The 26423-nt window shown below is 40.9% G+C and carries 23 protein-coding genes; 19 read left to right on the top strand and 4 right to left on the bottom strand.

Going from position 1 to position 26423, the window contains the following annotated elements:
• Positions 1-253, bottom strand: a 253-nt coding sequence (locus ADA55_RS11425; RefSeq protein ID WP_048683691.1) for a hypothetical protein, incomplete at its 3' end; no start/stop codon positions are given.
• A 167-nt stretch (positions 254-420) separates the two neighbouring features.
• Between ADA55_RS11425 and ADA55_RS11420 the strand changes: the two genes are divergently transcribed.
• The 10 genes from ADA55_RS11420 to ADA55_RS11370 all read left to right on the top strand — a co-directional run bounded on the left by ADA55_RS11420 (position 421) and on the right by ADA55_RS11370 (position 13185).
• Positions 421-651, top strand: a complete 231-nt coding sequence (locus ADA55_RS11420; RefSeq protein WP_048683687.1) for a hypothetical protein — start codon at positions 421-423, stop codon at positions 649-651.
• Positions 652-733: 82 nt separating this feature from the next.
• Complete coding sequence (locus ADA55_RS11415; protein ID WP_048683686.1) at positions 734-2146, top strand: purine-cytosine permease family protein; 1413 nt, start codon at positions 734-736, stop codon at positions 2144-2146.
• Positions 2147-2191: 45 nt separating this feature from the next.
• Positions 2192-3181 carry a heme-dependent oxidative N-demethylase family protein gene (locus tag ADA55_RS11410; RefSeq protein ID WP_048683683.1) on the top strand — a complete coding sequence of 330 codons (990 nt, stop codon included), beginning with the start codon at positions 2192-2194 and terminating at the stop codon, positions 3179-3181.
• A gap of 12 nt (positions 3182-3193) precedes the next feature.
• Positions 3194-3712: a hypothetical protein gene (locus ADA55_RS11405; protein WP_048683680.1), complete on the top strand. Its 519-nt coding sequence runs from the start codon at positions 3194-3196 to the stop codon at positions 3710-3712.
• Between the two features lie 29 nt (positions 3713-3741).
• Complete coding sequence (locus ADA55_RS11400; protein WP_048683696.1) at positions 3742-4683, top strand: PDR/VanB family oxidoreductase; 942 nt, start codon at positions 3742-3744, stop codon at positions 4681-4683.
• Positions 4684-4738: 55 nt separating this feature from the next.
• Positions 4739-6232 carry an aldehyde dehydrogenase family protein gene (locus ADA55_RS11395; RefSeq protein ID WP_048683677.1) on the top strand — a complete coding sequence of 498 codons (1494 nt, stop codon included), beginning with the start codon at positions 4739-4741 and terminating at the stop codon, positions 6230-6232.
• 1224 nt (positions 6233-7456) lie between these two features.
• The gene (locus tag ADA55_RS11385; protein WP_048683671.1) at positions 7457-9061 is read left to right on the top strand and encodes a sigma-54 interaction domain-containing protein; all 1605 of its coding nucleotides are present in this window, start codon (positions 7457-7459) and stop codon (positions 9059-9061) included.
• Between the two features lie 133 nt (positions 9062-9194).
• Positions 9195-10346 carry an iron-containing alcohol dehydrogenase gene (locus tag ADA55_RS11380; protein WP_048683668.1) on the top strand — a complete coding sequence of 384 codons (1152 nt, stop codon included), beginning with the start codon at positions 9195-9197 and terminating at the stop codon, positions 10344-10346.
• A 14-nt stretch (positions 10347-10360) separates the two neighbouring features.
• Positions 10361-11749, top strand: a complete 1389-nt coding sequence (locus tag ADA55_RS11375; protein WP_048683665.1) for a solute carrier family 23 protein — start codon at positions 10361-10363, stop codon at positions 11747-11749.
• Positions 11746-13185, top strand: a complete 1440-nt coding sequence (locus ADA55_RS11370) for an NAD-dependent succinate-semialdehyde dehydrogenase (RefSeq protein WP_048683662.1) — start codon at positions 11746-11748, stop codon at positions 13183-13185. Before ADA55_RS11375 ends, ADA55_RS11370 begins: the two co-directional genes overlap by 4 nt.
• 90 nt (positions 13186-13275) lie before the next feature.
• Here ADA55_RS11370 and anmK read toward each other — a convergent pair whose 3' ends face one another.
• Together anmK and ADA55_RS11360 are read right to left on the bottom strand one after the other, a co-directional pair.
• On the bottom strand, positions 13276-14448 hold the full coding sequence (anmK, locus tag ADA55_RS11365; RefSeq protein ID WP_048683658.1) for an anhydro-N-acetylmuramic acid kinase AnmK: 1173 nt from the start codon (positions 14446-14448) through the stop codon (positions 13276-13278).
• A 163-nt stretch (positions 14449-14611) separates the two neighbouring features.
• Positions 14612-16222, bottom strand: coding sequence for a glycoside hydrolase family 10 protein (locus tag ADA55_RS11360; RefSeq protein WP_048683656.1), 1611 nt, complete (start codon positions 16220-16222; stop codon positions 14612-14614).
• 329 nt (positions 16223-16551) lie between these two features.
• Here ADA55_RS11360 and murQ point away from each other — a divergent pair, with 329 nt between their 5' ends.
• The 9 genes from murQ (at position 16552) to ADA55_RS11315 (ending at position 24886) form a co-directional block, all read left to right on the top strand.
• On the top strand, positions 16552-17436 hold the full coding sequence (gene murQ / locus ADA55_RS11355) for an N-acetylmuramic acid 6-phosphate etherase (RefSeq protein ID WP_048683653.1): 885 nt from the start codon (positions 16552-16554) through the stop codon (positions 17434-17436).
• A gap of 39 nt (positions 17437-17475) precedes the next feature.
• Positions 17476-17781, top strand: coding sequence for a PTS sugar transporter subunit IIB (locus ADA55_RS11350; RefSeq protein WP_034307721.1), 306 nt, complete (start codon positions 17476-17478; stop codon positions 17779-17781).
• Positions 17782-17829: 48 nt separating this feature from the next.
• Complete coding sequence (locus ADA55_RS11345) at positions 17830-19119, top strand: PTS sugar transporter subunit IIC (RefSeq protein ID WP_048683650.1); 1290 nt, start codon at positions 17830-17832, stop codon at positions 19117-19119.
• 230 nt (positions 19120-19349) lie between these two features.
• Entirely contained in the window at positions 19350-20693 is a 1344-nt protein-coding gene (locus tag ADA55_RS11340; protein ID WP_082162842.1) for a 6-phospho-beta-glucosidase, read from the top strand.
• A gap of 80 nt (positions 20694-20773) precedes the next feature.
• Positions 20774-21103 (top strand): PTS lactose/cellobiose transporter subunit IIA, encoded by a 330-nt coding sequence (locus ADA55_RS11335; RefSeq protein ID WP_034307713.1) that lies wholly within the window; start codon positions 20774-20776, stop codon positions 21101-21103.
• A 14-nt stretch (positions 21104-21117) separates the two neighbouring features.
• Positions 21118-22221, top strand: coding sequence for a DUF871 domain-containing protein (locus ADA55_RS11330; RefSeq protein WP_048683647.1), 1104 nt, complete (start codon positions 21118-21120; stop codon positions 22219-22221).
• A 34-nt stretch (positions 22222-22255) separates the two neighbouring features.
• The gene (locus ADA55_RS11325; protein ID WP_048683644.1) at positions 22256-23152 is read left to right on the top strand and encodes an N-acetylglucosamine kinase; all 897 of its coding nucleotides are present in this window, start codon (positions 22256-22258) and stop codon (positions 23150-23152) included.
• A gap of 25 nt (positions 23153-23177) precedes the next feature.
• Positions 23178-24044: a MurR/RpiR family transcriptional regulator gene (locus ADA55_RS11320; protein WP_048683641.1), complete on the top strand. Its 867-nt coding sequence runs from the start codon at positions 23178-23180 to the stop codon at positions 24042-24044.
• Between the two features lie 113 nt (positions 24045-24157).
• Complete coding sequence (locus ADA55_RS11315; RefSeq protein WP_048683639.1) at positions 24158-24886, top strand: GntR family transcriptional regulator; 729 nt, start codon at positions 24158-24160, stop codon at positions 24884-24886.
• A 99-nt stretch (positions 24887-24985) separates the two neighbouring features.
• On the opposite strand, the gene ADA55_RS28430 is transcribed toward ADA55_RS11315, so the two are convergent.
• A protein-coding gene (locus ADA55_RS28430) for an IS3 family transposase (protein ID WP_226990452.1) occupies positions 24986-26316 on the bottom strand; the annotation gives its coding sequence in 2 pieces (ribosomal slippage) (positions 24986-25944 and positions 25944-26316; 1332 coding nt in all).
• Positions 26317-26423 lie beyond the last annotated feature (107 nt).

The following is a 26423-nucleotide window of genomic DNA, read 5'->3' as shown; positions in this document are numbered from 1 at the left end:
TCATCAGCAGCTCATGCCCCTGCCATGAGGACTGCATGAAAGATCTTTTCTCATTTTTGCCCATAATCTCTTCCGCCAAGCTTGTAGAAAATAAATCTTGTTCAACATCCTTGATGGAACCACCGACAATAGCGGATTTGATTGTATGGAATAAGGTATTCCCTGTTCCGGTCGATTTCATGATGGTGCCATTTTTATCTGTCACAATAAGCTGGTCGTAAATAGACAAGAGTGCAGAGGTGAAGTGATCCATTTATGTCTACCTGCCTTTCATTTAACTTACTAGTTTCATATTACAGAAATTTCACAATTGTTCAATAGTTTCAGAAATGAATATTCTTCCTATTGAAAACCCTGTTAGCATAGTGCTTTCTGATTGGCATGGTTATTGCAATAAGTAAAGAGAAGGGACTAGAAAGCATGATTGCAAAGGAGGGAGAAGCGATTTTGAATAAAGAGAATCAGTTCCAACAGAATATCAATTCTGAAGATCCCTTTATTAAAAATCTATATTCAGATTTGAATGAGCGGATCAATGCGTATGAGCAGGAAGATGCCGTGAAAATCGAAAAAATGAAATGGAGTGATGCGTCAGGTTCTATTTTTTTCATGATTTTAATCATCGCCTACCTAATCTATACACTTGTCTGAAATGTTGTTTAGATCACCAAGAACAATGACAGCCTTATTCCAAGCCATACAATCATTATTTTAATAGTTGGGAGAGAAGCGTGTGAGCAAAGAGAATTCCTCCATTTCAAAGGATGTGGCCTTTGGGTTCTTACCGGCAAGTAAAAACGACCGGATTTTTAACCTACGGGATTTAATTTTAGTTCAAGTTGTTATTGGCCTCTCATCTTTTGGGCTGTTAACTGGTGGATATACAGGTACAATGCTTGACGCGAAGCAGTCACTTGCAGCGATTTTATTCGGTAACGCCTTCCCTATGCTGTTGATTGTTCCTATTACCCTTTATTTTGCACGTTATGGCATAGACACTTTTGTAGGGTTTCGAAGTTCACTAGGGTATTTAGGATCCAATATCTTTTTCTTTGTTTTTCTTATTTTAACTCTCGGCTACATTTCCATTGCGCTCTTTATGTCCGGCCAGGCGTTGGCAGAGGCTGCTAATTGGATAGGGATGCCAGCCATTTTTTCAAGCCAAGCAATGGGGGCGCCGTTTTTCTCGATTTTACTCTTTATCTGTGCATTTCTTGTAACCGTGAGGGGACCGGTAGCCATTCAAAAATATACCGCAGTGGCCGTTCCGGTTTTTATGGTTCTCATGTTTGGCCTTCTCGCAATTGTCTTGTTTGGACAGGGATTCACGAAAGTTGCTCATATACTTCCTTCTGAACCCTTTGAAACGACTTCTCGTTCATTCGCGACAGCCCTGGAATTAAATATCGGTCTCGGCTTTTCATGGCTTCCGTATCTTGGCCAATACAGCCGTTTATCCAAAACAGAAGGAGGCGCATTTAAAGCGGGATTCTACAGCTATGGAATCATCGTCTGTATCGCTGCTTTAGTTGGGGCACTTGCTGCATTAGTCGCTGGTTCACTTAATCCTTCTGACTGGATGTTTTCCATCGCAGGAAGTTGGGGCGGCTTCATTGGCTTGATTTTACTTTCGGTAGGGAATGTCGGTGCAGCCATTTTCCTTATGTACTCACAAGCTGTCAGCTTTAAGACGGTATTTCCGAAAAAGTCATGGATGATTGCGATGGGAACGACCGTACCGGCTATATTCTTACTTCTAAGCTCAACGTTCTACGATGCATTTGGTTCATTCATTGCTGTCATTTCCTTCATTATGGCTGTACTTGGCGGCATTGTCGTGGCAGATTACTTTTTTGTAAAGCGCCAACGCATTTCAATAAGGGATTTGTATGACACACAAGGCTCTTATACCTATTGGAAAGGCATTAACCCGTCTGCCGTTCTCACGGTGGTCATTGGAACGATCGTTTACTGGGCACTCTATAATCCATTGACTTTTGAAGCAAGTGATTTTTTCCTTTATACGGCTGCCGGAATTCCAACATACTTTGTCGCTTTAGTCACTTATTATGTTTCATCTAAATACATTTTCCGTTTCGAAGTTGACATGGAGCGTCCATCTGTTGAATTAAAGGAAGCTAAATGAAAAAATGCACTTTAAAGAATCTAGGGAACGAGAGGAGATTGTTCAATGTTTACACAAAGTTTAGATTTCAAAACAACTGATTTAGATACATTCCCATTTCCATTCACTTCAGGTAACTATCGCTATTCAAACGATTTGAAAAGACTCTCAAACATTAACTGTATTGAAGTTACACCAGAATACAAACTCCAAGTGGAAACGAAGCGTCGTCTCCTTCAAGAACAGCCGCATATTAGGTTTCAATCTTTTCCACACACAATGGAAATGCAATGGGAAGTATTGGAAATGCTGATCGACATGGCAGCTGATCGCTATCCGGAGCATTTCGAGGTCAGTAAAGATGGGGACAAATGGACTTTCAAGAACCACATTTTCGGGGAAATCGATTCATTCGTGTATGGCGATGCAAGCACGCTTCCATATGAGCCGCTTGATTATATTGGCCGCCATTTCCATAATGATTTTGTTTTAATGGTTCATCGCGATAGTAATTTCTATTTGGAAGTGGGGCAAGTTTCATACGCCGCACTCTTCTCAGCTAACTGGAATAAAGGCATGTCCTTTGATGAAATCCATGCACCTGTTCCATTCGTATCGCGGAAGGGCGATGAACTGGCAGAGCGCGTTCGCAAGTTTTTGTTATCCATCGAGCCAGGTAAGCCATGGACACGCATCAACTGGAACCTGATGGCTGACCGATGGGATGTCAACTATGAAACGATGGATGTCTGGGGACCGCAACGTTCTGAAATAACACCGGAAAATGCAGGTAAACTTGTTCGTTTGCGTGTTGAAGAACAAAAATTTTATCGCATGCCACGAAGCAACGCCATTCTATTCGTATTGAATACTCAATTCCTGCCACTAGAGGATTTGACATTGCGCCAGGAGTGGTTTGATCTGACATATAGCGTACTGCAGGATATTCCCGGACCAATGGCTGAATACAAAGGAATTGCCCCATTCCTTCCACAATCGGTCGAATATTTGAGGAGTATCGATGAAAAGAAAAAAGCGAAGATAAACAATAAGTAGGAGGATAGGGCCTTGTACAATAGTCCAGTATTGTTTGATAAATCCATTACGATCGTAAATAAATTTACCCCTCGGAATGAACGAAGAAAGTTTGTTGTCATTTCTGATCAAGCCGGATATGATCAGGCGAAAAGTTTCACTTCTGAAATCGAAGGTACAGTGCCTGTTGAATGTCTATCCATTAACGGAATGGAAGATAAAGAGGAGATTAAGAGACTCATCCTGTCACAAAAGATGGGCACCCAATTTTATATTGCGGCTGCATGGAACAATGCCGTGATGATCTTCTCGCTCGGAGTGGAGGCTGGCCTATCTGAAGCTGAGATCCAGACGTTGATTATCGGGCCTAAACGACGTTACGTATATTGCATGAAATGTTTCGAAGTGTCGGAAGTCGAAGAAGAAGCAGAAATTGCAGAATGTGACCATTGCAAAGCCAGTCTTGAAATAGGTCCTTTTTATTCAATCGTACGGGAAGGTTATATTGGTTACCCATACATCCCGATCGGAAAAGAAGAAGTAGGGAGCTGATCATCATGCGGGTAGTAGGAAATATTCAAATGAAAGTAAACAAGATCATTCAAGAAACTCCATTCGTGAAACAGTTCGAGTTGATTCCAGTTGATGGAAAGCCGTTGCCTGCATTTACAGGCGGTTCGCATTTGACCACTTACATGCCGGGCGGAGATAAGATTTTCGAGAGAGAGTACTCCCTTATCAGCAACCCAAGGGACCGCAATAAATATACAATATCCATTCGGCGTGATGAGGCATCACGCGGAGGTTCGGCTTTCTGGCATGATCAAGTAAAGGTAGATTCCAGGTTGGAAGTCAGTTTTCCTAAAAATAACTTCCCTCTCAGCTTTCGAGCTAAGCATCATGCTTTTTATGCAGCTGGAATCGGCATAACCCCATTTCTGGCAATGATGGAAGACATGGCCGCCGAAGGGCAAACCTTCGAACTCCATTATGCAGCACGCACTCCGGAGTTATGTGCTTTTTATGATCTGCTGAAAGCCAAATACCCTGATCAATGCACCTTTTATTTTTCGCAGGCAGAAGACAAACGCAGAATGAAGCCCGAGACGATGATGGATCATCGCATTGGCACGCACGTCTATTTTTGCGGACCAATCGAGATGGTGCAAGAGTATCGAAAAGCTGCCAGTTCCTATGGTTATCCGGAACATGCGATCCACTTCGAATTATTTGCGACAAAAAATGATGGGGCGAGAGATCCTTTCATCGTCGACCTTACGGACAGCGATCGGTCCATCCGCGTTCATGAGGGTGAAACACTGCTTGATGCGCTTTTAAGGGAAGGAATCGATGCACCTTATTCTTGTAAAGTAGGCGGGTGCGGAAGTTGTGAGGTGGATGTTGCAGAAGGTGAAGTGGATCACCGGGATTATTTCCTTAGCGAAGAAAACCGTCAAACACGAAAGTCAATCCTGACATGCTGCTCACGTGCGAAGGAAGACAGACTGGTCTTAAAACTGTAACGATTGAATTCCGTTCAGATCAATAAAAAAATAATGAAAACCGGAGGAATGAAACATGACAATATTAGAAACGGCAGTATTAGAGCTTAAAAATTACATCGACGGTAAGTGGCAGGCCTCATCTTCAAATGAAGTAATCCCGGTAATCAATCCTGCAACACAGGAAATCATTGCAAAAGCTCCGCGTGCCACCAAAGAAGATACAGAAAGGGCAATCTCAGTAGCGAAGGCAGCCTTTGAAAGTGGAATCTGGTCAGGCCTAACAGCACAGGAGCGTGCTTCCTACCTATATAAAATTGCTGATAAAATTGATGAACGTGCCGAAGAGTTAACGATTCTTGAAACAATGGACAACGGGAAACTTAAAGCAGAGGCAGGTTTCGATATTGCTGATGCCGCCGCGTGTTTCCGTTACTACGCTGGTTTGGTCCTTCATCCAGAAGGGGAAACGTATCAAGTTCCCGCTCCCGTGCAAGCGATGGTTGTTCGTGAGCCAGTAGGTGTAGCCGGTTTGATTGTACCTTGGAATTTCCCGCTTCTAATGAGTGTCTGGAAAATCGCACCGGCGCTTGCGGCAGGGAACACCATTGTATATAAACCGGCTGAAGTGACACCTGTAACAGCAATGAAATTATTCGAAATCCTGGAGGAAGCAGGCATCCCGAAAGGTGTGGCTAATATGGTGATGGGCCGCGGCACCGTTGTCGGTCAAACCATTGCGGAAAGCAACGATGTTGACATTGTTTCATTTACAGGAAGTACGGATGTTGGCCGCTCTATCATGAAGGCGGCAGCGGGCAACTTAAAGAAAATTTCCCTTGAGCTTGGCGGTAAATCACCTAACATCGTTTTTGCAGATGCAGATTTAGAGACGGCCGTCGATTACGGATTATTTGGCATCTTCTTCGGTGCCGGCCAAGTTTGTTCATCAGGCAGCCGAATTCTAGTTGAAGAAAGCATTTATGATGAATATGTAAAACGCTATGTTGAACGCGCAAATAAAATTAAAGTTGGACCTGGACTTGCAGAAGACAGCAACATGGGGGCCATTGTCAGCGAAGCGCAAATGAATAGCATTTTGAACTATATTGAAATCGGCAAACAGGAAGGTGCGACACTTGCGGCAGGCGGTTACCGTCTTGTTGATGACGGTCTTGACAAAGGGTACTTCATTGCACCGACTGTCTTCACCGATGTAACACCTGACATGCGCATCGTACAAGAAGAGATCTTCGGTCCAGTCGTTGTCATTCAAAAGTTCAAAGATGAAGAAGAAGCTATTAAACTGGCAAATGATACAGACTACGGCCTTGCAGGCGGCGTCTTCACAAACGATGGTGCAAAAGGATTGCGTGTGATCAAGAAGGTACGGGCAGGCATCACATGGGTAAATGATTATCATCCAACATATGTCGAGGCGCCATGGGGCGGTTACAAACAGAGCGGGATTGGACGAAGTTTAGGAAAATACGGCTTGGATGAATACCAGGAAATTAAACAAATCAACATTAATCTCGATGTAAAACCCGTCGGCTGGTTTCCAAATTAAGCATCTCATTAGAAAGGAAGCAAATTACTATCTTTAATCAAATCAAAAAACCTAATCCAAATAAGTATTAAGTGTCAGTTTGGCGACAAAATGGGGTTAGGAGTCCGATTAGAGAGAATGTTTTTTTACTGTAATCCTAATTGGATTGAAGAGATTTGCGACACTCCTTCCAAATTACTGGCTAGCCATGACCCTATAGGCGCTTGCTTTGATGAGGCTTGGCAGACAAGTCGGCGGAAAGGGAGCGAATTTCCTGAAAGGGTTATGTGTAATGATTTCCACTCCAGGCACTCACTTTCCGCGGGCGGTCCGCCCTCGGCTGTTCGCCTGCGGGGTCTCCCTTGGCCACGCTTTTCCCGCAGGAGTCTCGTACCTTACGTTCCAATCAACCGGAACTACTTTTTAAGAAATATTGTAGGGAAACTGGCTCTTCTCCTCCAATTCGTTTACAGTCTGGCGGTTTCATCAATTTTTTGGAAAAAGGAATTTCGAATTGCACTCGCCCCGAACCAAGATTTTTAAAATTAAACTTGAGTATCTTTCATGTTTTTTACTAGTTTATACGGATGAAACCCTCACTAGATTGAAGAGATTTGCGACACTCCTGCCGAAATACTGTCTGCCAAGACCCCACAGGCGCTTGCGCTGAGGAGGCTTGGCAGGCAGTCGGCGGAAAGGGAGCGGATCTCTGAAATCAGCTGCAACTTTTTTCAATGCAAACTGAGTTTTCATCGAGTTTATCTACAGTCTGAAACCTAATCCAAATACGGATTAGGTTTTTTCAAACTTTGGAGAAACTTATTAAAAACTTAACAAATTGTTTTTAAGCTTAAAGTATCTGAAATTAAACAATCTTAAGGTATGAGCCATTTCGCAGGCATTTTCATTATGCAACAAAAGGACAAGTTTTCCTGTGATGAGTGAAAATGGATTTGAGTATAAAAAACTCCATTGATATGATAAAAGTAACATACCAATGCTATTTATCGGTTTAATCAGAAATAGGGCAATGAGATTGAATCGTTTTTACCGGTGCAGCATTTATTCTTGGTGTCGTTGATTGTCTACATAGTATCATTAAAAAGGAAAAAACATTACATAATGCTTTAATAAGGTCATTGCCATCTTTAATTGAATAGACTAGGAAGCCGACAGGACTTTAGTCTTCAATCAAGGAGGAAGCGTTCTATCAAATAGTAAAGACCAGTCAGGGAGTGGATATTGATGACTAAGTTTTATTCGGATATGACAGTGGAGGAAGCAATATCATGTTTCCCGATAGGAAGCACTGAAGTGGAAGTTTTGGATGATTCAGAGGATTTCATCGGATTTTTGACTATAGAGGCTTTATCTGCTGCAGTGCAGCAGAGTGATTTGACGAAGCCCATTTCTCATTTCATTACGGTTAATGCACCGCTGCAAAATTTACGGAATTATTCAATACCATATGATCAATTTCAAGCATTCTTTGAGAGTGATTTATGCAGGGTTGTTTTTAATGCTCTATATGATGGAGTGTATATCACGGATGGTGATGGAACGACATTATTTATCAATCAAGCTTATCAACGTATTACTGGAATAAGAGAAGAGGAAATCATCGGAAAACCGATGAGTTATTTAATTGAGCAAGGTATGATATCCGTTTCGGCTTCATTGGATTCCATTCGAACGAAGAATCAAGTTACTTTGACACAAAGAATTCGAAATGGAAGGAAGATTATCGTATCGGCCACACCTATTCTATCGCCACAGAATGAAGTCATATTTGTCATAAATAGTGTCAGGGATATTACTGAATTAATCCGGATGAAGTATACGATTGACAGCCAAAAGTTATCTTTCCAACCTATTTCCCAATTATTGCCTGGCTCGGAACAGGTGAATTTACAGGAAATAATCATTGGTCCTTCTACAACTCCTTTATTCAAACTTGCTGATAAAGTAGCAAAAACGGATGCGAAGATCTTGTTGCAGGGGGAAACGGGAGTAGGGAAGAGTTTAATCGCCAAGTACATACATGCCAAAAGCTCCAGGAAGGAAAAGATTTTCCTTGAATTAAATTGCGGAGCCATTCCAGCGAACTTGGTGGAATCTGAACTTTTTGGATATGAACCAGGGGCATTTACTGGATCCCTTAAGAATGGAAAAATGGGGATTTTTGAGAAAGTGAATGGTGGCACGTTATTTTTGGACGAAATTGGGGATTTACCTTTAGAGTTACAGGTGAAACTTTTGAAAGTGGTAGAAGAAAACAAGTTTATGAGAGTGGGTTCTACCGAAATGAAAGAAGTGGATGTCAGGTTAATTACAGCCACCCATCGCGATCTTGCCTCCCTGGTGCAAGAAGGATCCTTCCGCGAAGATCTTTATTACCGGCTTAATATCGTTTCCTTTGAAGTCCCTCCTTTACGCCAAAGAAAGGAAGAAACGATCCCGCTTTTAGAAATGTATTTGAAAAAATTCAATGAAAAATATAATGAGAAGAAAAAGATGACACCGGAATGCTATGAATGGCTGACGAACTATTCGTGGCCTGGCAATATACGTGAGCTTGCGAGTCTTGCAGAGCGGCTGGTCGTCACGACATATGATGATACGATTGATTTGTCTAATTTACCATCTTTCATCCAGCCGGTCTTATCAAAAAAAACGACAACACATTCTTTGAAGGAAGCCGTTTCCGAGCTGGAGCGTTCCCTGATATTGAATGCGATGAAGAAGTATGGGACTACAAGGGCCGCTGCCATCTCTTTGGATATCAGTCAAAGCGCTTTGGTGCAAAAAATGAAAAAATTTCACATGCGATTAGAAAACGAATCGAATTAGTTTATTTGATTTGTTTTCCACTCATCATTGATCCTGTTACCCATGAAAAAAAGGTTATCTCCCTTATGAATTAAGCGTTTTCAAACTTTGGCATGATTCCTGCAATAGTAAATACATGAAAGGGGAGATAACCATGAATATTTCTATTTTTTCTATGGCTAACAAATTGGTGACAGGAGCAGATTCTTTACAGCAGCTGACTGATGAGGTTACGCGATTAGGGATGAAGAATCCGTTGATCGTTACAGATAAAGTTTTAGTGGGTGCCGGGGTTGTACAAAGGGTTGAGGATTTACTTTCATCAGCATACGGTATTTTCTCGGATGTGAATCCGGAACCGGAAATTGAAATCGTTGAGCATTGTGTACGGACAATCAAGGACGGAAAACATGATGGACTGATTGCGGTAGGCGGTGGAAGTGCGATGGATATTGCGAAAGCCTCTTCCGTCATGGCTACGAATTCTGGCTGCATCGAGACCTATTTCGGTACGAACTTGATTGAAGTCCCAGGTCTACCTTTAATAGCCATACCGACGACGGCAGGAACCGGGTCAGAAGTGACGAATATTTCAATTTTATCGGACAAGAAAGAACAGGTTAAGAAGGGAATTGTAAGTCCGTATCTTTTACCGGATGTAGCGATTGTATCGCCCGTCATGACGCTGACTTGCCCGCCAAGTGTGACTGCTGCGAGTGGAGTGGATGCACTTGTTCATGCGGTCGAGGCTTATATTTCCAAATTTGCTTCGCCCGTTACGGATGCTTTGGCAATTGGGGCCATGAAGTTAATCGCAAAAAATTTACCTAAGGCTTATGCTGCGCCAGATAATCTGGAAGCACGGGAAGCGATGATCACTGGAAGCCTAATGGCAGGGTTAGCTTTTGGCAATGCGGGTGTTGGAGCTGTTCATGCCTTGGCTTATCCGCTTGGAGGCCGCTTCCATTTATCACATGGAGTCAGCAATTCATTATTACTGCCATTTGTCATGAAGTGGAATAAAATTGCATGTTTGGAAAGGTTTCGCGACATTGCTGAAGCACTTGGAGAGAAAGCCAATCATTTAAATGATGATGAGGCAGCGGATAAAGCTATAGAAGCGATGACCAGAATATGTCGCTATGTTGATATACCACAGTCACTAAGTGAATTTGATATTCCTGAATCGGCTTTAAGTGAAATGGCTTCCGAGGCCATCAAACAAGTCCGTTTACTTCGCAATAATCCCCGTGCTTTAAACGTTCGGGATATCGAAAAAATATATCGTTCAGCCTATGGCTTTTAAGTGGAGGAAACAATATGAAATGGAAAAAACGCCGCTACGGAGAAGAGACATCGTATATACCTGCGGGACCTTTTAAGATTAGACTGCCATTTGTCCATTATCGTTTTGAGTGGCCTGACTACGTTCAAGGATTATTGATGTGTGCAGTTGACCTTGGAGCGATTACGCTGCTTGCAGACCATCTCGGTATGCCTTTTGATGTGGCTCTAGCCGTCGTTATCTTGAATGGATTATTATACTTGGCACATCATTTACTCGGGGACCCGGTTATACCAGGTTGGATTACACCTGCGGTTCCATTGCTTGTATTGTTCGTCGGGCAATTTCCGGAGGGGCCTGATCGGGTCTATGCACTCGTTGCGTTTCAATTAACATTAGGTATTTTATCGATATTGCTAGGATTTACCGGACTTGCCAGTAAGGTCGTGCGACTAGTGCCGAATGCAATCAAATCAGGCATTATTTTAGGGGCGGGTATTGGTGCTGTCGTTTCCATTTTTGAAGTGGGTGGAAAGTTTGATTTATTTCCTTATACAATTAGCATTTGTATCGGCTTTGCTTTTTATCTGCTGTTTTCGAAAAGTTTTGGAAAATTGAAAATGCGTAATAAAGTTTGGGTATTCATAGGGAATTTAGGGATATTGCCGGCAATTTTGCTCGCGGTCTTTGTAGCACCAATTTTTGGAGAAGCAAAATGGCCTGATATCCAATGGGGATTCAGCAGTCCGGATTTTGCTACGCTTTGGTCAGACTATACTGTTTTCGGTTTAGGTTTTCCTGCCTTGACCTTCTTTTTAAGTGCGATTCCAGCTGTATTTGCTACTTATTTAGTCGTATTCGGTGATGTGCTCAAAACAAAAGCGCTGCTTTCTGAATCCGATGAGGTCAGGGAAGATGAAAAAGTGGACTATAATCCAAACAGAGCCCATTTAATTTTTGGCGGCCGAAATGTGATCATGAGTTTTATCGGACCTGATATAACAATGTGCGGTCCGTTGTGGGCAGCCATGCAGGTCGTGGTTGTGGAACGGTTCAAGAATGGCAAGAAAGCCATGAATTCTTTCTTCGGCGGTGCCGGCTCGTTCCGTTGGGGTACGAATACAGGGTTGTTCTTATTGCCGGTAGTCAGCCTGGTGGAACCCATTCTCGGTGTCGCCTTGGCCTTGACGCTTTTGGTTCAAGGATATGTTAGCGTACGCGTAGGCGTGATGCAGGCGAAGAGCCAACGCGACCTCGGAATTGCAGGTATCGTTGCTGCCATCCTTGTCATAAAAGGTGCTGGCATGGCGTTTGCTGCAGGAATTCTATTATGTGCCCTATTATATGGCAAGGACTTTTTCAAAGGAGAGAATGATAAGACTTTTACAGATCATGGAGAAGAAGAGGAGAGTAAAGCATCATGAAAAAAGTAGTGGAAAAATGGCCAATTTATATAAACGGCGAATCTATTCATACAGAAAGTCATTTTGTAGTGGAAAACCCAGCAACATTGGAGCCTGTGGGCTATGTTCCGGACGCTAACGAAAAAGAGGCAAAGGCTGCTGTGGATGCAGCTCAAGCTGCTTTTCTGACTTGGTCGAAAACGAGTGCATACCATAGGGCGGAATTACTTGAGAAGTGGTATACAATCATTGAGAACAGGCTGGATGAAATCGCAACGATCATGACCCTGGAACAAGGAAAGCCATTGGCAGAGGCAAAAGGTGAAATGAAGTATGCCTCAAGTTTCGTGAAATGGTACGCTGAAGAGGCAAAGCGCAACTATGGGGAAATCATACCAGCCTCCGTTGCATCAAAGCGTATTTTAGTGCAAAAGCAGGCAGTCGGTGTCATTGCTGCCATTACCCCGTGGAATTTTCCTGCTGCCATGATCACGAGAAAAGTGGCGCCTGCTCTTGCTGCGGGATGTACCGTGGTCATCAAACCCGCGGAACAAACGCCTTTGACCGCTTTGCTATTGGTTGAAAGTGCTCATGAAGCGGGCATTCCGGCTGGTGTGATAAATATTGTAACTACACAAAAACCGGGAGATGTATCAGACGTGTGGATGAATGATTCACGTGTTAAGAAGATCACATTTACCGGCTCCACTCCAGTAGGGAAACATCTAATGAAAAAGGCGGCAGAAACAGTGAAAAAAGTCTCGCTTGAACTCGGTGGATTGGCTCCGTTCATCATTGCTGAGGATGCGAATATCGAAGAAGCAGTAAATGGTTTGATTCAATCGAAATTCAGGAATGCTGGACAAACATGTATTTGTGCGAACAGGATATTCGTCCATGAGACAATTGAACAGCCGTTTTTACAAGCTTTCGAAGAAGCCGTTTTAACTTTGAAGGTTGGAGATGGAATGGAAGGAGCCGATCTTGGTCCATTGATAGATGGAGCTGCAGTTAAAAAGGTTCGGCTTCAATTGGAGGATGCTGCAAGTAAGGGCGCCACAATCCATAACACTTCAAAAGTCGATGAAAAACAAGGCCATTTCATAGCACCAGCCATACTTTCCAATGTAACCGATGATATGCTGTGCATGCAGGAAGAAACGTTTGGGCCAATTGCGCCAGTCAGTACATTCAAAACCGATCAAGAAGCGATAGATCGAGCCAATAACACGAATTTTGGCTTGGCAGCCTATGTGTATACCGAGTCACTTAATAAGGCGGTTGCCTACTCGGATGCTCTTGAATATGGGATTGTCGGTATTAATGACAGTGCCCCATCCACTGCCCAAGCGCCATTTGGAGGCATGAAGGAAAGCGGTATAGGCAGGGAAGGGGGACACTACGGCATGGATGAATATTTAGAAGTGAAGTATGTCTCCATGCAGCTTGGCCAGTAACAAAACAGAAGGGTCCGCCATGATTCTTAAGGCAAAAAAAGAGTGGAAGGCACATCAATTATCGATGTGCCTTCCACTCTTTTTCAATGGTTAAAATGCATTTTTACGTCCCTTCAGATAGGAAGGAGGAAAGGTCATGTTTCCAAGGATGACATCGGAGTCAGCACCGGTAGCCTTGGGAACGTTACTTGTATGACCATGGAAAGTCTCATTTGCAAGTAATGCAAAAGCCACCGCTTCTTTCGCTTCAGAAGAGTATCCCAACTCTTCTTGAGTCAAAACTCGAATAGAATTTCCAAGCAGTGATTGAATCATGTTTAATAACGTTTTGTTATAGCTGCCACCGCCGCCAATGATCACTTCTTCAATACTGGTTTTTGGAAAGATGAAATTTCGATAGTTTTCCACAATGGACTTTGCTGTAAACATCGTTACTGTTGCCAAAATATCTTGGTTCGGAACCGATTCAAACCTCTTTAATAGTTTTACTACATATTGCTTTCCAAACAATTCCCTACCCGTTGATTTAGGCGGAGGGCTCATAATATAAGGATGACTGATACAATAAGATAAAAGTCCGTCATTAATTTGCCCTTGTTTAGCTATGTTTCCACCTTCGTCATAGCTTATATTGAACAATTGGCGGCATACTTCATCAATGATCATATTCCCAGGACCTGTATCAAAAGCGTACATGTCATCCAGAGATGCTTGCTTGGGTAAGACCGTTACATTTCCAAAGCCACCTATGTTTTGAAGTAATCGTCCCTTTGCTTCACTTCTATAAAGAATGTATTCGGTAAAAGGAACAAGTGGAGCTCCTTGTCCACCAGCAGCCATATCCATCGTCCGGAAATTAGAGATGACAAGTGTGTTTGTATCGTGAGCAATTACTGCAGCTTCCCCAATTTGCAAAGTGGAGGGTATATAATTTTGTTCTTGTAAAGGCTGGTGGTAAATGGTTTGGCCATGGGATCCAATAAGATCCAGTTTATTAATGGGAAATCCAGCTTTATGACAAACTTCCTTTACGGCTTTGGCAAATAATTTCCCTAATTTAAAATTCAAATTGCATATTAACTGCACATTGGATGTATCTGCAGATAAAGACTGCATAATTTCTTTTTCAATTTCTTTTGGAAACGGGCATGTCATGAACTCAATCATTTCCATTTCAGTCTCGAGTCCACTATTATTCACCCGAATAAGTGCGGCATCAATTCCATCCAGTGATGTTCCGGACATTAATCCAACTATGTACATCGTCATTCCACCTACTTCAATTCTTTTATCATCCTGATATAGCATAATATGCAACAGTTTATGCTATTAAGATAAAACCTTTTCCAATATATTGTTTATGGATGCTTTACTTCCATTGTTCACTGAGAAGCGCCTCTTAAACTATAATTCTATTTCTTGAAGGTCATTTTACTTTTATATCAATCTGTTTAGTTTGTTTGCTTTCATTGTGGGTGCGGTCCAATGCTGTCACAACATATGTGTAAGTCTTTCCTTTTTCTACACTGCCGTCATTAAACAATTGACTTGTATTTTCTTTATGCACTGTGGCAAGTAAGTTCGTTGAATCTTCAATGTTTCCTTTTTTCTTCCCATCAAAACGATAAATGGCATAATAGGTTGCATCTGATTGCTTATGATCTTGAATTTCGAATTGTATCCCATCTCCTGATTGTGTGGCCTTGCTCACCTTTGGGGCCTTTGGTGCATGATCATCAATCCAAGGCATGGCTGGAACCAATGCGGGATGCTTATAAATATCCTCGCTTAAGCGATCCGCTATCCCAAGGGGGTTTTTCCGTAAATCCTTGGCACTGAAATGCATGCTTCCATCAAATTCCTTATATGTTCGATTCAGTTTTAACTGGTTTGGCATTTCTTCAGGGTTGAACCAGTTTTGCACACCATTTGACTCTGTATTAATTTTATAGTCTCCCTGTCCAATATAGAGTTGAACATTTTTACCTGCGACTTCTTTTGTCCACCAATCCAGAAGTTTGGCATAGTCAGCTACTGGCAATCCTATATTCCAATATAATTGAGGGGCAATATAATCAATGTATCCATTATTGATCCATGTTCGGGTATCTGCATATAAATCATCATAATTCGTTTGTCCCGCGGCAGTGTCAGATCCTGTGGGATCAACTGCTTTGTTGCGCCAAACACCAAATGGACTTATACCAAACTTCACATATGATTTTTCTGCCTTGATTTCTTCATTTATATTTTTAACAAGATTATTTACATTATCCCTGCGCCAATCTTCAACATTTGTAAATCTATCTGCTCCATATTTTTGATAGGAAATATCATCTGGGAAAGGTACTCCTGCAATCTTGTAAGGATAGAAATAATCGTCCATATGGACTGCATCGATATCATAATTCTTAACAACTTCCAATATTCCATCGATCACAAACCGTTGTACGCCAGGGATGCCTGGGTCAAAGTACAATTGCTGTCCATATGGTATGACCCAATCCGGATGCTTTCTAGCAGGATGAGATTCTGGAAGATTATCAATATCCGCTATTTCAGCTGTTTTACCTAAAGGCATCGTAATGCGGTACGGATTAAACCACGCATGGAACTCCATATTACGCTCATGTGCCGCTTCTACCATGAATGCAAGAGGGTCATACCCAGGATCTTTTCCTTGGACCCCTGTTAAATATTTTGACCAAAGACCGTATTCAGAAGGATAAAAAGCATCCGCAGTGGGTTTGATTTGCATAACGACAGCATTCATCCCCATCGCTTTTTGTTCATCCAAATATTTTATGAATTCTTCTTTCTGTGCTGATATGGATAAACCAGGTTTGGACGGCCAGTCAATATTTAACACACTTGCAATCCAAGTTGCCCGCAGTTCCTGTTTTACATAAGTAGTTGCTTGCGGGATTGTCCCTGATTCTGCATTTGCATTCAAATCAGCTGGAAGGAGAAGTGATCCTCCCACCAAAGCGGCTAGTGCCAATGAACCGAATTTTTTCTTTGTAATTCTTTCATGCATCAATAGTACAACCTCATTTCATTACTAATATTTATATTTAATTATTTGTAAGCGTTAACAAATAATGAATATATGTATTTATCACCTATGAAAACTGAGATAAAATCCAACAATAAAAAGAATCGTAGGTTTGGTTCACGAAATGGCCACTCGGCTCACTTTTAATTTTTAGCAGAAAGATAACAATCATTAGTTACCTTACTTTTATTTTAAAATTAATTTTTAAAAATGTATACACAATATTGAAATTAATTTTTAATAGTGATATAGTCTCTTTAGCTAATAAAGTTTCACCACTTTCACCACTGAAATAAAAAAGGATGATATGTATGCTAGAGCATTTAACGACAGAGAGTCGCAATGAAAAGACCATGAGTTTAGATGAAATGGGAACTCTTGAATTTTTAGAAGTGATGAACGAAGAAGACATTAAAGTTGCCCATTGTGTAAAAAACGAACTTCCGCAAATTTCTAAAGCTGTGGAGATGATCGTTGAAGCCATGAATAAAAACGGCAGATTAATTTACATGGGTGCGGGAACAAGCGGGCGCATCGGTTTATTGGATGCAGTAGAATGTCCCCCAACATTCAATACCGATCCGAGTGAAGTAGTGGGTCTCATAGCTGGTGGGGAAAAGGCTTTCATTAAGGCGGTTGAAGGTGCTGAAGACAGTTTTGAATTAGGTCCAGAAGATTTGAAAAAAATCGAATTGACAAACAGGGACGTCGTAGTGGGCATTGCAGCTAGTGGACGCACTCCATATGTTATTGCTGGATTGGAATATGCCAATCAAGTTGGTGCAGGAACTGTGTCGATAAGCTGTAACAAAGGTTCCGAAATAGGTAAGATTGCAAAAGTTGCGATTGAAGTTGTAAATGGGCCTGAAGTCCTGACGGGTTCTACACGTTTAAAAGCTGGAACATCGCAAAAGTTAGTATGCAATATGCTTTCCACCGCCTCAATGGTTGGAGTTGGAAAAGTTTATGGGAATTTAATGGTAGATTTACAGTTAACTAATGAAAAGCTGGTTGAACGTGCAAAACGTATTATCATGGATGCTACTGACTGTAGCTATGAAATTGCAGATGAATTTTTAGAAAAGGCACATGCCCAGCCTAAAATTGCAATTGTCATGATATTAACGAATGTATCATATGAAGAAGCCTCAAATCGTTTAGTGAAAGCACAAGGATTCATAAGAAAAACGATTTAACGCTTTTTATAAAAAAATAAAAAATTGGAGGAACAAACAATGAAGGTATTATTCGTATGTTCAGGTGGAATGTCCAGTGCAATCGTTGTAAGCGCTTTAAAAAAGGAAGGGGAAAAACAGGGTATAAACATAGAAGTATTGGCGGTCGGCACTCAAGAATTCGATGCAGAAGTACGAAATGGCTGGGATGTTGCAATGGTAGCTCCGCAAGTCAAACATCGTTTCGATGGCTTTAAGGCTTCTGCAGATGAAGCGGGCGTCCCATGTGAAGCCATTCCAGCCCAAGCCTACAGCCCTCTTGGCGGACCTAAACTATTAAAACTGGTAACGGAACTAGCAAAATAATAACTAATTACAATTTCTTATCACTAAACGTAAAAGGGGAAAACACGAATGGACAAGTTTGTAGCTTTTTTAGAAAATAATCTTTCAACACCTATGGCTAAACTGTCTGAGCAAAAGCATTTACGCGCAATTCGGGATGGTGTGGTTTCCGCGTTACCATTCATCATCTTTGGCAGTTTATTCTTGATCATTGCATTTCCGCCCGTTGCAGCAGATACTGCATTAGGTGAATGGTCTGCAAAACATATAGCTGAAATTTTAATTCCATATCGATTAACGATGTTTATCATGACGCTATATATTACTTTTGGTATAGGCTACAGCTTATCTCAAAGCTATAAACTTGATCCGTTATCTGGAGGTTTACTATCATTGGCAGCCTTCCTGTTCACAATTGGTGTAGAGATGATGGATGATGTGGGGTTTGTTTTGCCAATGACAAATCTCGGAGGCCATGGCCTTTTTGTAGGAATGCTTGTATCCATTTTTGCTGTCGAAATTCTACGTTTTTGTAAAACAAAAAATATCACGATTAAAATGCCGGATTCTGTTCCAACTTCAGTAGCCCGTTCATTTGAAGCATTAATACCAGTTTCAATTGTCCTGCTTGTCATGACTTTAATTACAGTCGTTTTTGCTGTTGATTTACATTCACTTGTTGATAAAGCGGTTGCACCACTCATCAGTGCTGGCGATACATTGCCAGGTGTATTAATTCCAGTATTTTTGATTACATTCTTCTGGTCATTTGGTATTCATGGCGTATCAGTGGTAGGTGCCGTAGCCCGTCCGGTATGGGAAGTATACTTGGGGAATAACTCGGCAGCAGTTGCAGCTGGAAAGGCAATTCCCCACATAGCTCCTGAAACATTCTTCCAATGGTTTATTTGGATTGGTGGATCTGGTGCAACATTGGGATTAGTAATAGCCATGCTCTTAACCGCGAAGTCCAGCTATAGTAAAGCAATGGGGAAAGCAACAATTGTGCCGAGCCTTTTTAACATCAATGAACCTGTTATCTTTGGGATGCCGATTGTACTGAACCCGGTACTGATTATTCCATTCATCATTACACCGCTGATTGGAGCAACACTTGCATATATAGCAACGTCCATCGGCCTTGTGAACCCGACATATGTAATGGTTCCCTGGACATTGCCCGCTCCAATAGGTGCCTACCTTTCAACGGGCGGTGATTGGAGAGCCATTGTTCTCGTGATGGTGAATTTAACCATTTCGGTCCTTATATATCTGCCATTCTTTAAGATGTACGATAAAAAGCTTTTAGCACAGGAAAACATGGTAGAAACAACGGATAATAAAAATATCGCTTTATAAGGAATGCCTAAAAGGGAGTTTGGGACTAATGCTCCAAACTCCTTTTATAAATTGAGAGGGGGAAAGGACATGAATTCAACATCCAGGATTCACTTTTTTAGTTACAAAAGTGCCTTTCTATTTTTTGGCTTCATTCTTGTCTTTATTAGCGGTAAGTGCACTGGTTTGTTATGCAATAATCTATAAATGAATGAAGGATCCAGATTAGCTTACGATGAGGTGTTGGGGAAATGGAAATGAAAAAAGGGCTGAAGATTGCCACAATCGGTGGAGGCTCCAGTTATACGCCAGAATTAATAGAAGGATTTATAAAACGATATGATGAGTTGCCTATTAGGGAACTGTGGTTAGTGGATATTGAGGCAGGAAAAGAAAAACTGGAGATTGTAGGAACCTTGGCAAAACGGATGGTTGAAAAAGCAGGACTTCCAATGGAAGTACATCTAACGTTAGACCGCCGTCAAGCCTTGCAAGATGCTGATTTTGTCACAACTCAAATGAGAGTGGGTTTACTTGATGCACGAATCAAGGACGAGAGGATCCCGTTGGAATTAGGATTAATTGGTCAAGAAACAAATGGAGCAGGAGGATTGTCCAAGGCATTACGAACGATACCCATACTTCTGGAAATTGCAGAAGAAATGGAGGAGCTCTGCCCTGATGCATGGTTAATTAACTTCACAAATCCAGCGGGGATGGTAACGGAAGCCCTGCTCCGCTACAGTAAGCATAAAAAAGTCATTGGAGTATGCAATGTTCCATTTAATATGCATATGTCTATTTCTAGCATGCTTGGTGTCGATATGAAGAGAGTGCATATAGATTTCGCCGGGTTAAACCACATGGTATTCGGGATGCATTTCGTTGATAATCAAGAGGTAACAGATAAAGTGCTTGAAATGCTTGGCAATCCTGAAATTCAGCTGACGATGAAGAATATAGCCCCATTGGCATGGAACAGAAGGTTTTTGAAATCTTTAGGAGTGGTGCCTTGCCCGTACCATCGGTATTATTACAAAACAAAAACGATTTTAGAAGAAGAGTTGGAAGCATTCAAATCAGGGAAAACCCGAGCTGAAATTGTGAAAAAATTAGAAGAAGGTTTATTTGACCTATACAAGGATGAAACCCTTGACATCAAGCCTCCACAACTAGAGCAGCGCGGTGGAGCTTACTATAGTGATGCAGCATGTAACGTCATTTCTTCTATTTATAATGATAAAAAAGACATTCAAGTGCTAAATGTACAAAACAAAGGATCGCTTACTGATATTGATTATGATTCAGCAGTCGAAGTAAGCTGTATCGTCACCAAGAATGGACCAATTCCTATGGCTATGGGTAAATTACCCGTACAAGTGCATGGCTTGATTCAACAAATCAAATCATTTGAGAGAATTGGTGCTGAGGCAGCCGTTACAGGTTCTTATGATAAAGCGTTATTGGCTTTAACCATCAACCCACTCATCCCAAGTGATGACCTGGCGGAAATGGTTTTACAAAAACTTTTAAAAGCGCATGAAGAATACTTACCGCGATTCTTCAGTGAAAGTGCTGTTCCGAACATCAAGTGAATGGTGTTTTAAGCAGTGAATCTGGATTACGGTAATCCAATGAACCTTCATAATCTAACATAAAATGGGAGTGTAATGATATGTCAACTGAACTGAACAATAACGAAATGGAAATTTTTGAAATAATATCACATAGTGGAAATGCAAGAGGATTAGCATTCGAAGCACTGAAAGAAGCGGAAGAATTTAATTTTGAAAAGGCAGAGGAACTAATTAAACAAGGCCAGGAAGAATTGAACATGGCCCATAAGACACAAACCAAGCTCATTCAAGCAGAATTGAATGGAGTTCCAAGTGAGAAAACTTTATTGATGATTCATGCTCAAGATCACTTGATGACTGCAATGAGCGAACAAAAACTAATAGAACACATGATTCGCATAGTAAAAAAGCTAGCCCCACAACAGTAAAGAGGTGATTAAAAATGGGTAAACTCGGTATATCTATCTATCCAGAGCATTCAACCGTTGAAAAAGACATGGAATACATTGCACTTGCACACAAATATGGCTTCAAAAAGATCTTTACTTGCTTGCTTTCTGTCGAAGGAGACAAAGAGAAGATTTTAAAAGAATTTAAAGAAACGATTCATTATGCCAATCAATTGAATATGGAAGTGATGGTCGATATTGCTCCCCGAGTATTCGGTTCACTGGGCATTTCTTATGATGACTTATTATTTTTTGCAGAATTAGGTGCGTATGGAATCAGGCTGGACATGGGTTTTACAGGCAACGAAGAGTCGATCATGACACATAATCCATATGATCTAAAAATTGAAATAAACATGAGTAATGCAACGAAGTATCTAGAAAATATCATGGATTACAAACCAAATAAAGAAAATTTAGTTGGATCGCACAACTTCTATCCCCATCGCTATGCAGGATTGAGCTATCCGCATTTCATTAAATGCTGTGAGTCATTCAAAAAGCATAATATCCGCACGGCAGCTTTCATCAGCTCACATGCAGCAACGTACGGACCTTGGCCTATAATGGAAGGATTATGTACATTGGAAATGCACCGGGAATTACCGATTACAACACAAGCGAAACATTTGTATGCAACAGGATTGATTGATGATGTAATCATAGCAAATGCTTACGCATCTGAAGATGAATTGAAACAGCTTAGCTCGGTAAACAGCGGTCTGTTAACATTTAATGTGAACCTACACGAAACCATAACAGCTTTGGAGAAAAAAATAGTATTGGAAGAATTCCATTTTTACCGTGGAGATGTTTCCGATTATCTGATTCGCTCGACTCAATCACGCGTGAAATATAAGAGCGAAGAATTTAAACCAACATATACGCCTGATATTAGACGCGGTGATATTTTAATTGAAAACGAGCTCTATGGACAATATAAAGGGGAATTGCAGATTGCATTGAAGGAAATGAAGAATTCGGGGAAAACGAATGTAGTTGGCCGAATAGCAGAAGAGGAAATTTTTCTCCTCGATTATTTGGAACCATGGGGGAAATTCCAATTCAATATTAATGGATCAGGGAAGGAACGGTGATATTCCTTCCTTTTTTACTGAATAGGAGAATGACATGAATTATATTATCGGTGTTGACGGCGGAGGGACCAAAACTGAAGCAGTGGCTTATGATATGGATGGTAATAAAATTAGTGAAGGCAGAGCGGGGTTTGGAAACCTGCTTTTTAATGAAAAACAAGCCACCGCTAACATTATACAGGCAATTGAACAAAGCATGACTCCTATTGATGATGGCAGCTGCCTATACATTTGTTTAGGATTAGCCGGGTATGGAGGAGTTGAAAATCCGCAGGGCATAAAAAGTGCATTAAGCAAGGCATTTAAGGCCCCGTTCACCATTGTAAATGATGCAATTATCGCTCATGCTGCTTTGCTAAAAGGAAATGATGGCATTTTGACCATATCCGGAACGGGATCTGTAAGTATCGGCATCCATGAAGGAATCGAGAAATCGGCTGGTGGATGGGGACACATTCTTGGGGATGAAGGAAGTGGCTATTGGATCGCCATGCAGGCTTTTATAAGAATGACGAAAGAAGAGGATGAGGGGTATGAATATAGCCATTTAACCGAGTCGATACTGAAAAAACTTGGCTATCTTAGTGTAATGGAACTGAAGAAATTCATTTATTCTGCCACGAAATCCGAGATTGCCGCGTTTGTTCCCCTAATAGTCCAATATGCTGAGAAGGGGGATGGCTTCTCGCAAAATATTCTGAATCAGGCCGGGTACCACCTTGCAAAACAAACGCTTGAGGTTATCAAGAAGTTAAAGTTGTGTGAGAATGTTACAATTGCATTAAAAGGTAGCATATTGACAAATATACCATTGGTGCAAAACTCATTCATCAATCATATTAAACTTGAAAACCCAAATGTAAAATTCGTTTTAGAAGACGTATCAGCTACCTTGGGTTGTTACTACATAGCAATGAAGCATTTAAAGTAAGTAAAGATCAAGGAGAGTAAATCATATGCACGGCGAAAATATTATATTGAGAATTGAAAGTTTATTGAACCAATTGCCCAAATCAGAAAAGAAAATTGCACAATATATTTTAGAAAATCCAAAAGATATAGTGAGAATGACGATACATGAATTGGCTGACCATGCCAATGCCAGCAGTTCGGCAGTTACGAGGTTCTGTCATTCCATAAAAGTTAATAGTTTTTCAGAACTGAAGGTATCCCTATCATCCCTGATTTCCCAGCCGGAGAAAAAAGGTTTCCATGACATTGAGCCTAATGAAACAATAGCATCGATTAAAAATAAAATAGTATCCAACTCCGTCCAGGCCATACAAGAAACGGCACATTATTTGGATGAGGCCGTTCTTGACAATATCATTGAAACCATGAGGAGTGCAGATGTGATTTATGTCTATGGTTTAGGGGCATCATGGCTCGTTGCTGAAGATATTACACAGAAATGGTTACGGTTAGGAAAGATTGTAAGTGCCAATCAAGACCCGCATATTACGGCCACTGCACTTGCGGCATCATCAAAGAATACCGTTTTTTTCTGTATATCCAATAGTGGCGAAACTGAAGAAATTCTGGAACTCGTTGATATTGCTAAAGCATATGGCATTAAAACAATTGGTTTATCGCGATTGGGGAACAATGGACTAACTAAAAAAGTTGATATGTCACTAAATCATGTACGTGCACCGGAGGCTAAATTCCGAAGTGCTGCAACAAGTTCGCTTTTTGCTCAATTTCTAACGGTCAGCATTATTTTCTATGCGTATGTTTCTAAATACTATAATGAAAATAAAAATGAAATTGAACGTTCAAGGGAATCGGTATTGAAATTCACAAAAAGGAATTTGGATACCTAAATGACGCCCTATAAAACGGATAAAATCAACGAACTTAAATTTTAGCTTGAGATGTTTCCGATCAGGATGCCTTGTAAAAATATACATCACGATGAAAGGTAGATGTAAGCTGAATGATCCAAAAGAATTCTCCGAGTCCCATTTATCATCAACTTGAAGAGGAGATTAAAGGAGCGATTCAAAGTCTTGAATTGGTGCCAGGAGAGATGATTCCTTCAGAAAAAGAATACACTGAAAAATATGGCATAAGCAGGATGACGGTGAGACAGGCCATTTCTAACCTCGTGAATGGCGGTTATTTATACAGGCAGCGCGGAAAAGGAACATTCGTTGCCGAACAAAAATCGGAGCCGCCCTTGCAAGGTCTGACTAACTTTACAGAGGATATGATTTCAAGAGGACTTAAACCAAGTACGCGAGTTATCAGTTTTACGGAGGTCAAGGCAGATCATGAACTTGCTGCAAAGCTTGAGGTTGAAGCAGGTACCGCTATTTTCGAACTGGAACGTGTAAGGCTTGCTGATCGGTTGCCGATGGCATATGAAAAGCTATACATCCCTAAAGATCATGCCCTGGACCTTACGGAAGAAATAGCTGTAAGTGCCATTCATGATTATGTTGAAAAAAAGTTCGGCTTAAAAATCAAGCATGGCAGACAGGTAATTGAAGCCGCCATCGCTCAAAAAAAAGAGGCGGAAATGCTCGGGGTAGCTGAAGGTTCCCCTGTATTGTTGATAGATCGAAGAAGTACCCTTGAAACCAATCAACCAGTTGCGGTTGTCAGATCTGTCTACCGGGCTGATCGGTATACATTCAAAATCAATTTGGAGCGGTTATCGTGAGCAAAATGGGAGTAATAATCCCGTTCTCAAAAGATAACTAAAAACCCCCCCTTGCCCAAATTGAAATGTACCCTTTGTAAAGGACAGTTTAAAAAAAGCCTAGGCAGCTTGAAAAAGATGATTTCTGTATTGAACAGGAGTCATCTTTTTTAAATTCCATTGGTATCTGTAGTGATTGTAATACGTCATATATTGCTTAATTTCTTTTTTTAATTCATCTAAAGTTGAACATGCTTTAATAGAGGCTTCATCTTTAAAATGGCCAAAAAAAGATTCTTGAGGTGCATTATCCCAGCAGTTCCCGCGCCTTGACATCGACTGGCCTAATCCCAGTTTTTTTACTAATTTCTGAAAGTCCGGATGGGTATAATGAGTTCCCTGATCAGAGTGGATAAAGGCATTCTTTGCTTTGTGAAATCTTCGATTTTTCTTTAACTTGAGGAGGGTTTCCGTAGCCAGGTCCATGGTAATGCGATCTGATACATGGTAAGCCACAATTTCATTGGTCGAAGCATCCTTAATCGTTGATAGATAAGCTTTCTTTCCTTGGCCATAGAACAAATATGTGATATCTGTCAGTAGTATTTTACCTGGAACTTCCTGTTTGAATTCCCTCTTCAAAAGATTCGGCACCACACGGTGCTCGTGAGTGGCTTTCATCATTCGTCTGTACGGATTTGCCTTCCGAATAGGGCATATAATGCTGTACTTCTTCATGATTCGCCGGATACGCTTCAAATTATAGACAACATTAAATTGACCCGCCAAAGTCATTTTGATCTGACGAGCCCCTTTCTTACGATTTTTGAAATGGAATGCTTTTATGATGATTTCTTTCACTACCTCATCCTTTTCATCTTTTCGAATTCTTTTTTCCTGTGATTTCACTGAGAAGTAATTATAATAACCACTTCTTGAAACACCGACTATTTTACAAAGGTATTTCACCATATGTTTTAGTTGATATTTTTCAATCACGGAGCGAATTAGGATATATTTTTGGAAAGGAGGAAGAACTACTTCTTCATCCCCCTTTCTGCAAAACGAATCTTTTTTAACAGTTCGTTTTCTGCCTTTAGTAAGTTGATTTGTGCTTCTAAGCGAGCATTTTTCTCCTCTAGGGTAAGTTTTCTTTCCTTTTGGCGCCCTGAATTTCCTGCTCTAGTGTCACATAAACCAATAATCCCGTTCTTCTCGTAAACTGCTTGCCATCTCTTACTCGCTGATTTAATTCTTTCCGTCCCCAAAACCTCTACATCAAACCCAAATTCTTCAAATATTTGCCTTACGAACTTGCCTTTCTGTTTTTCCGCTATAAATATATGCTTAAATTCATCAGTATAAGTAATTCCTTTTGAACTTACAGATTTAACATAATTATTAGATGATAGTAGTTTGATTTCTTTCTCTGTAAAAAGCTTTTTACTCATAACCTTCTCCAGTCCCATGTTGTGTTTTCTCGTTGTGTTTCTTAATTATACAAAAAAGTACCCTATAGGAGACTTTTTTAGGTGTCTACTCTATAGGGTACAGTTTA

The sequence above is a fragment of the Bacillus sp. 220_BSPC genome, from assembly GCF_001054655.1.
Lineage (GTDB): Bacteria > Bacillota > Bacilli > Bacillales > DSM-1321 > Peribacillus > Peribacillus frigoritolerans.
Note: the sequence above shows the minus strand (reverse complement) of the source record. Positions and strands in the feature narration are given on the sequence as shown.

Excerpts from the sequence above, each read along its gene's own strand:
- ADA55_RS11420 (WP_048683687.1), top strand. The coding sequence starts at position 421 with ATGATTGCAAAGGAGGGAGAAGCGATTTTGAATAAAGAGAATCAGTTC.
- ADA55_RS11410 (WP_048683683.1), top strand. The coding sequence starts at position 2,192 with ATGTTTACACAAAGTTTAGATTTCAAAACAACTGATTTAGATACATTC.
- ADA55_RS11400 (WP_048683696.1), top strand. The coding sequence starts at position 3,742 with ATGAAAGTAAACAAGATCATTCAAGAAACTCCATTCGTGAAACAGTTC.
- ADA55_RS11395 (WP_048683677.1), top strand. The coding sequence starts at position 4,739 with ATGACAATATTAGAAACGGCAGTATTAGAGCTTAAAAATTACATCGAC.
- ADA55_RS11385 (WP_048683671.1), top strand. The coding sequence starts at position 7,457 with ATGACTAAGTTTTATTCGGATATGACAGTGGAGGAAGCAATATCATGT.
- ADA55_RS11380 (WP_048683668.1), top strand. The coding sequence starts at position 9,195 with ATGAATATTTCTATTTTTTCTATGGCTAACAAATTGGTGACAGGAGCA.
- ADA55_RS11375 (WP_048683665.1), top strand. The coding sequence starts at position 10,361 with ATGAAATGGAAAAAACGCCGCTACGGAGAAGAGACATCGTATATACCT.
- ADA55_RS11370 (WP_048683662.1), top strand. The coding sequence starts at position 11,746 with ATGAAAAAAGTAGTGGAAAAATGGCCAATTTATATAAACGGCGAATCT.
- anmK (WP_048683658.1), bottom strand. The coding sequence starts at position 14,448 with ATGTACATAGTTGGATTAATGTCCGGAACATCACTGGATGGAATTGAT.
- ADA55_RS11360 (WP_048683656.1), bottom strand. The coding sequence starts at position 16,222 with ATGCATGAAAGAATTACAAAGAAAAAATTCGGTTCATTGGCACTAGCC.
- murQ (WP_048683653.1), top strand. The coding sequence starts at position 16,552 with ATGCTAGAGCATTTAACGACAGAGAGTCGCAATGAAAAGACCATGAGT.
- ADA55_RS11350 (WP_034307721.1), top strand. The coding sequence starts at position 17,476 with ATGAAGGTATTATTCGTATGTTCAGGTGGAATGTCCAGTGCAATCGTT.
- ADA55_RS11345 (WP_048683650.1), top strand. The coding sequence starts at position 17,830 with ATGGACAAGTTTGTAGCTTTTTTAGAAAATAATCTTTCAACACCTATG.
- ADA55_RS11340 (WP_082162842.1), top strand. The coding sequence starts at position 19,350 with ATGGAAATGAAAAAAGGGCTGAAGATTGCCACAATCGGTGGAGGCTCC.
- ADA55_RS11335 (WP_034307713.1), top strand. The coding sequence starts at position 20,774 with ATGTCAACTGAACTGAACAATAACGAAATGGAAATTTTTGAAATAATA.
- ADA55_RS11330 (WP_048683647.1), top strand. The coding sequence starts at position 21,118 with ATGGGTAAACTCGGTATATCTATCTATCCAGAGCATTCAACCGTTGAA.
- ADA55_RS11325 (WP_048683644.1), top strand. The coding sequence starts at position 22,256 with ATGAATTATATTATCGGTGTTGACGGCGGAGGGACCAAAACTGAAGCA.
- ADA55_RS11320 (WP_048683641.1), top strand. The coding sequence starts at position 23,178 with ATGCACGGCGAAAATATTATATTGAGAATTGAAAGTTTATTGAACCAA.
- ADA55_RS11315 (WP_048683639.1), top strand. The coding sequence starts at position 24,158 with ATGATCCAAAAGAATTCTCCGAGTCCCATTTATCATCAACTTGAAGAG.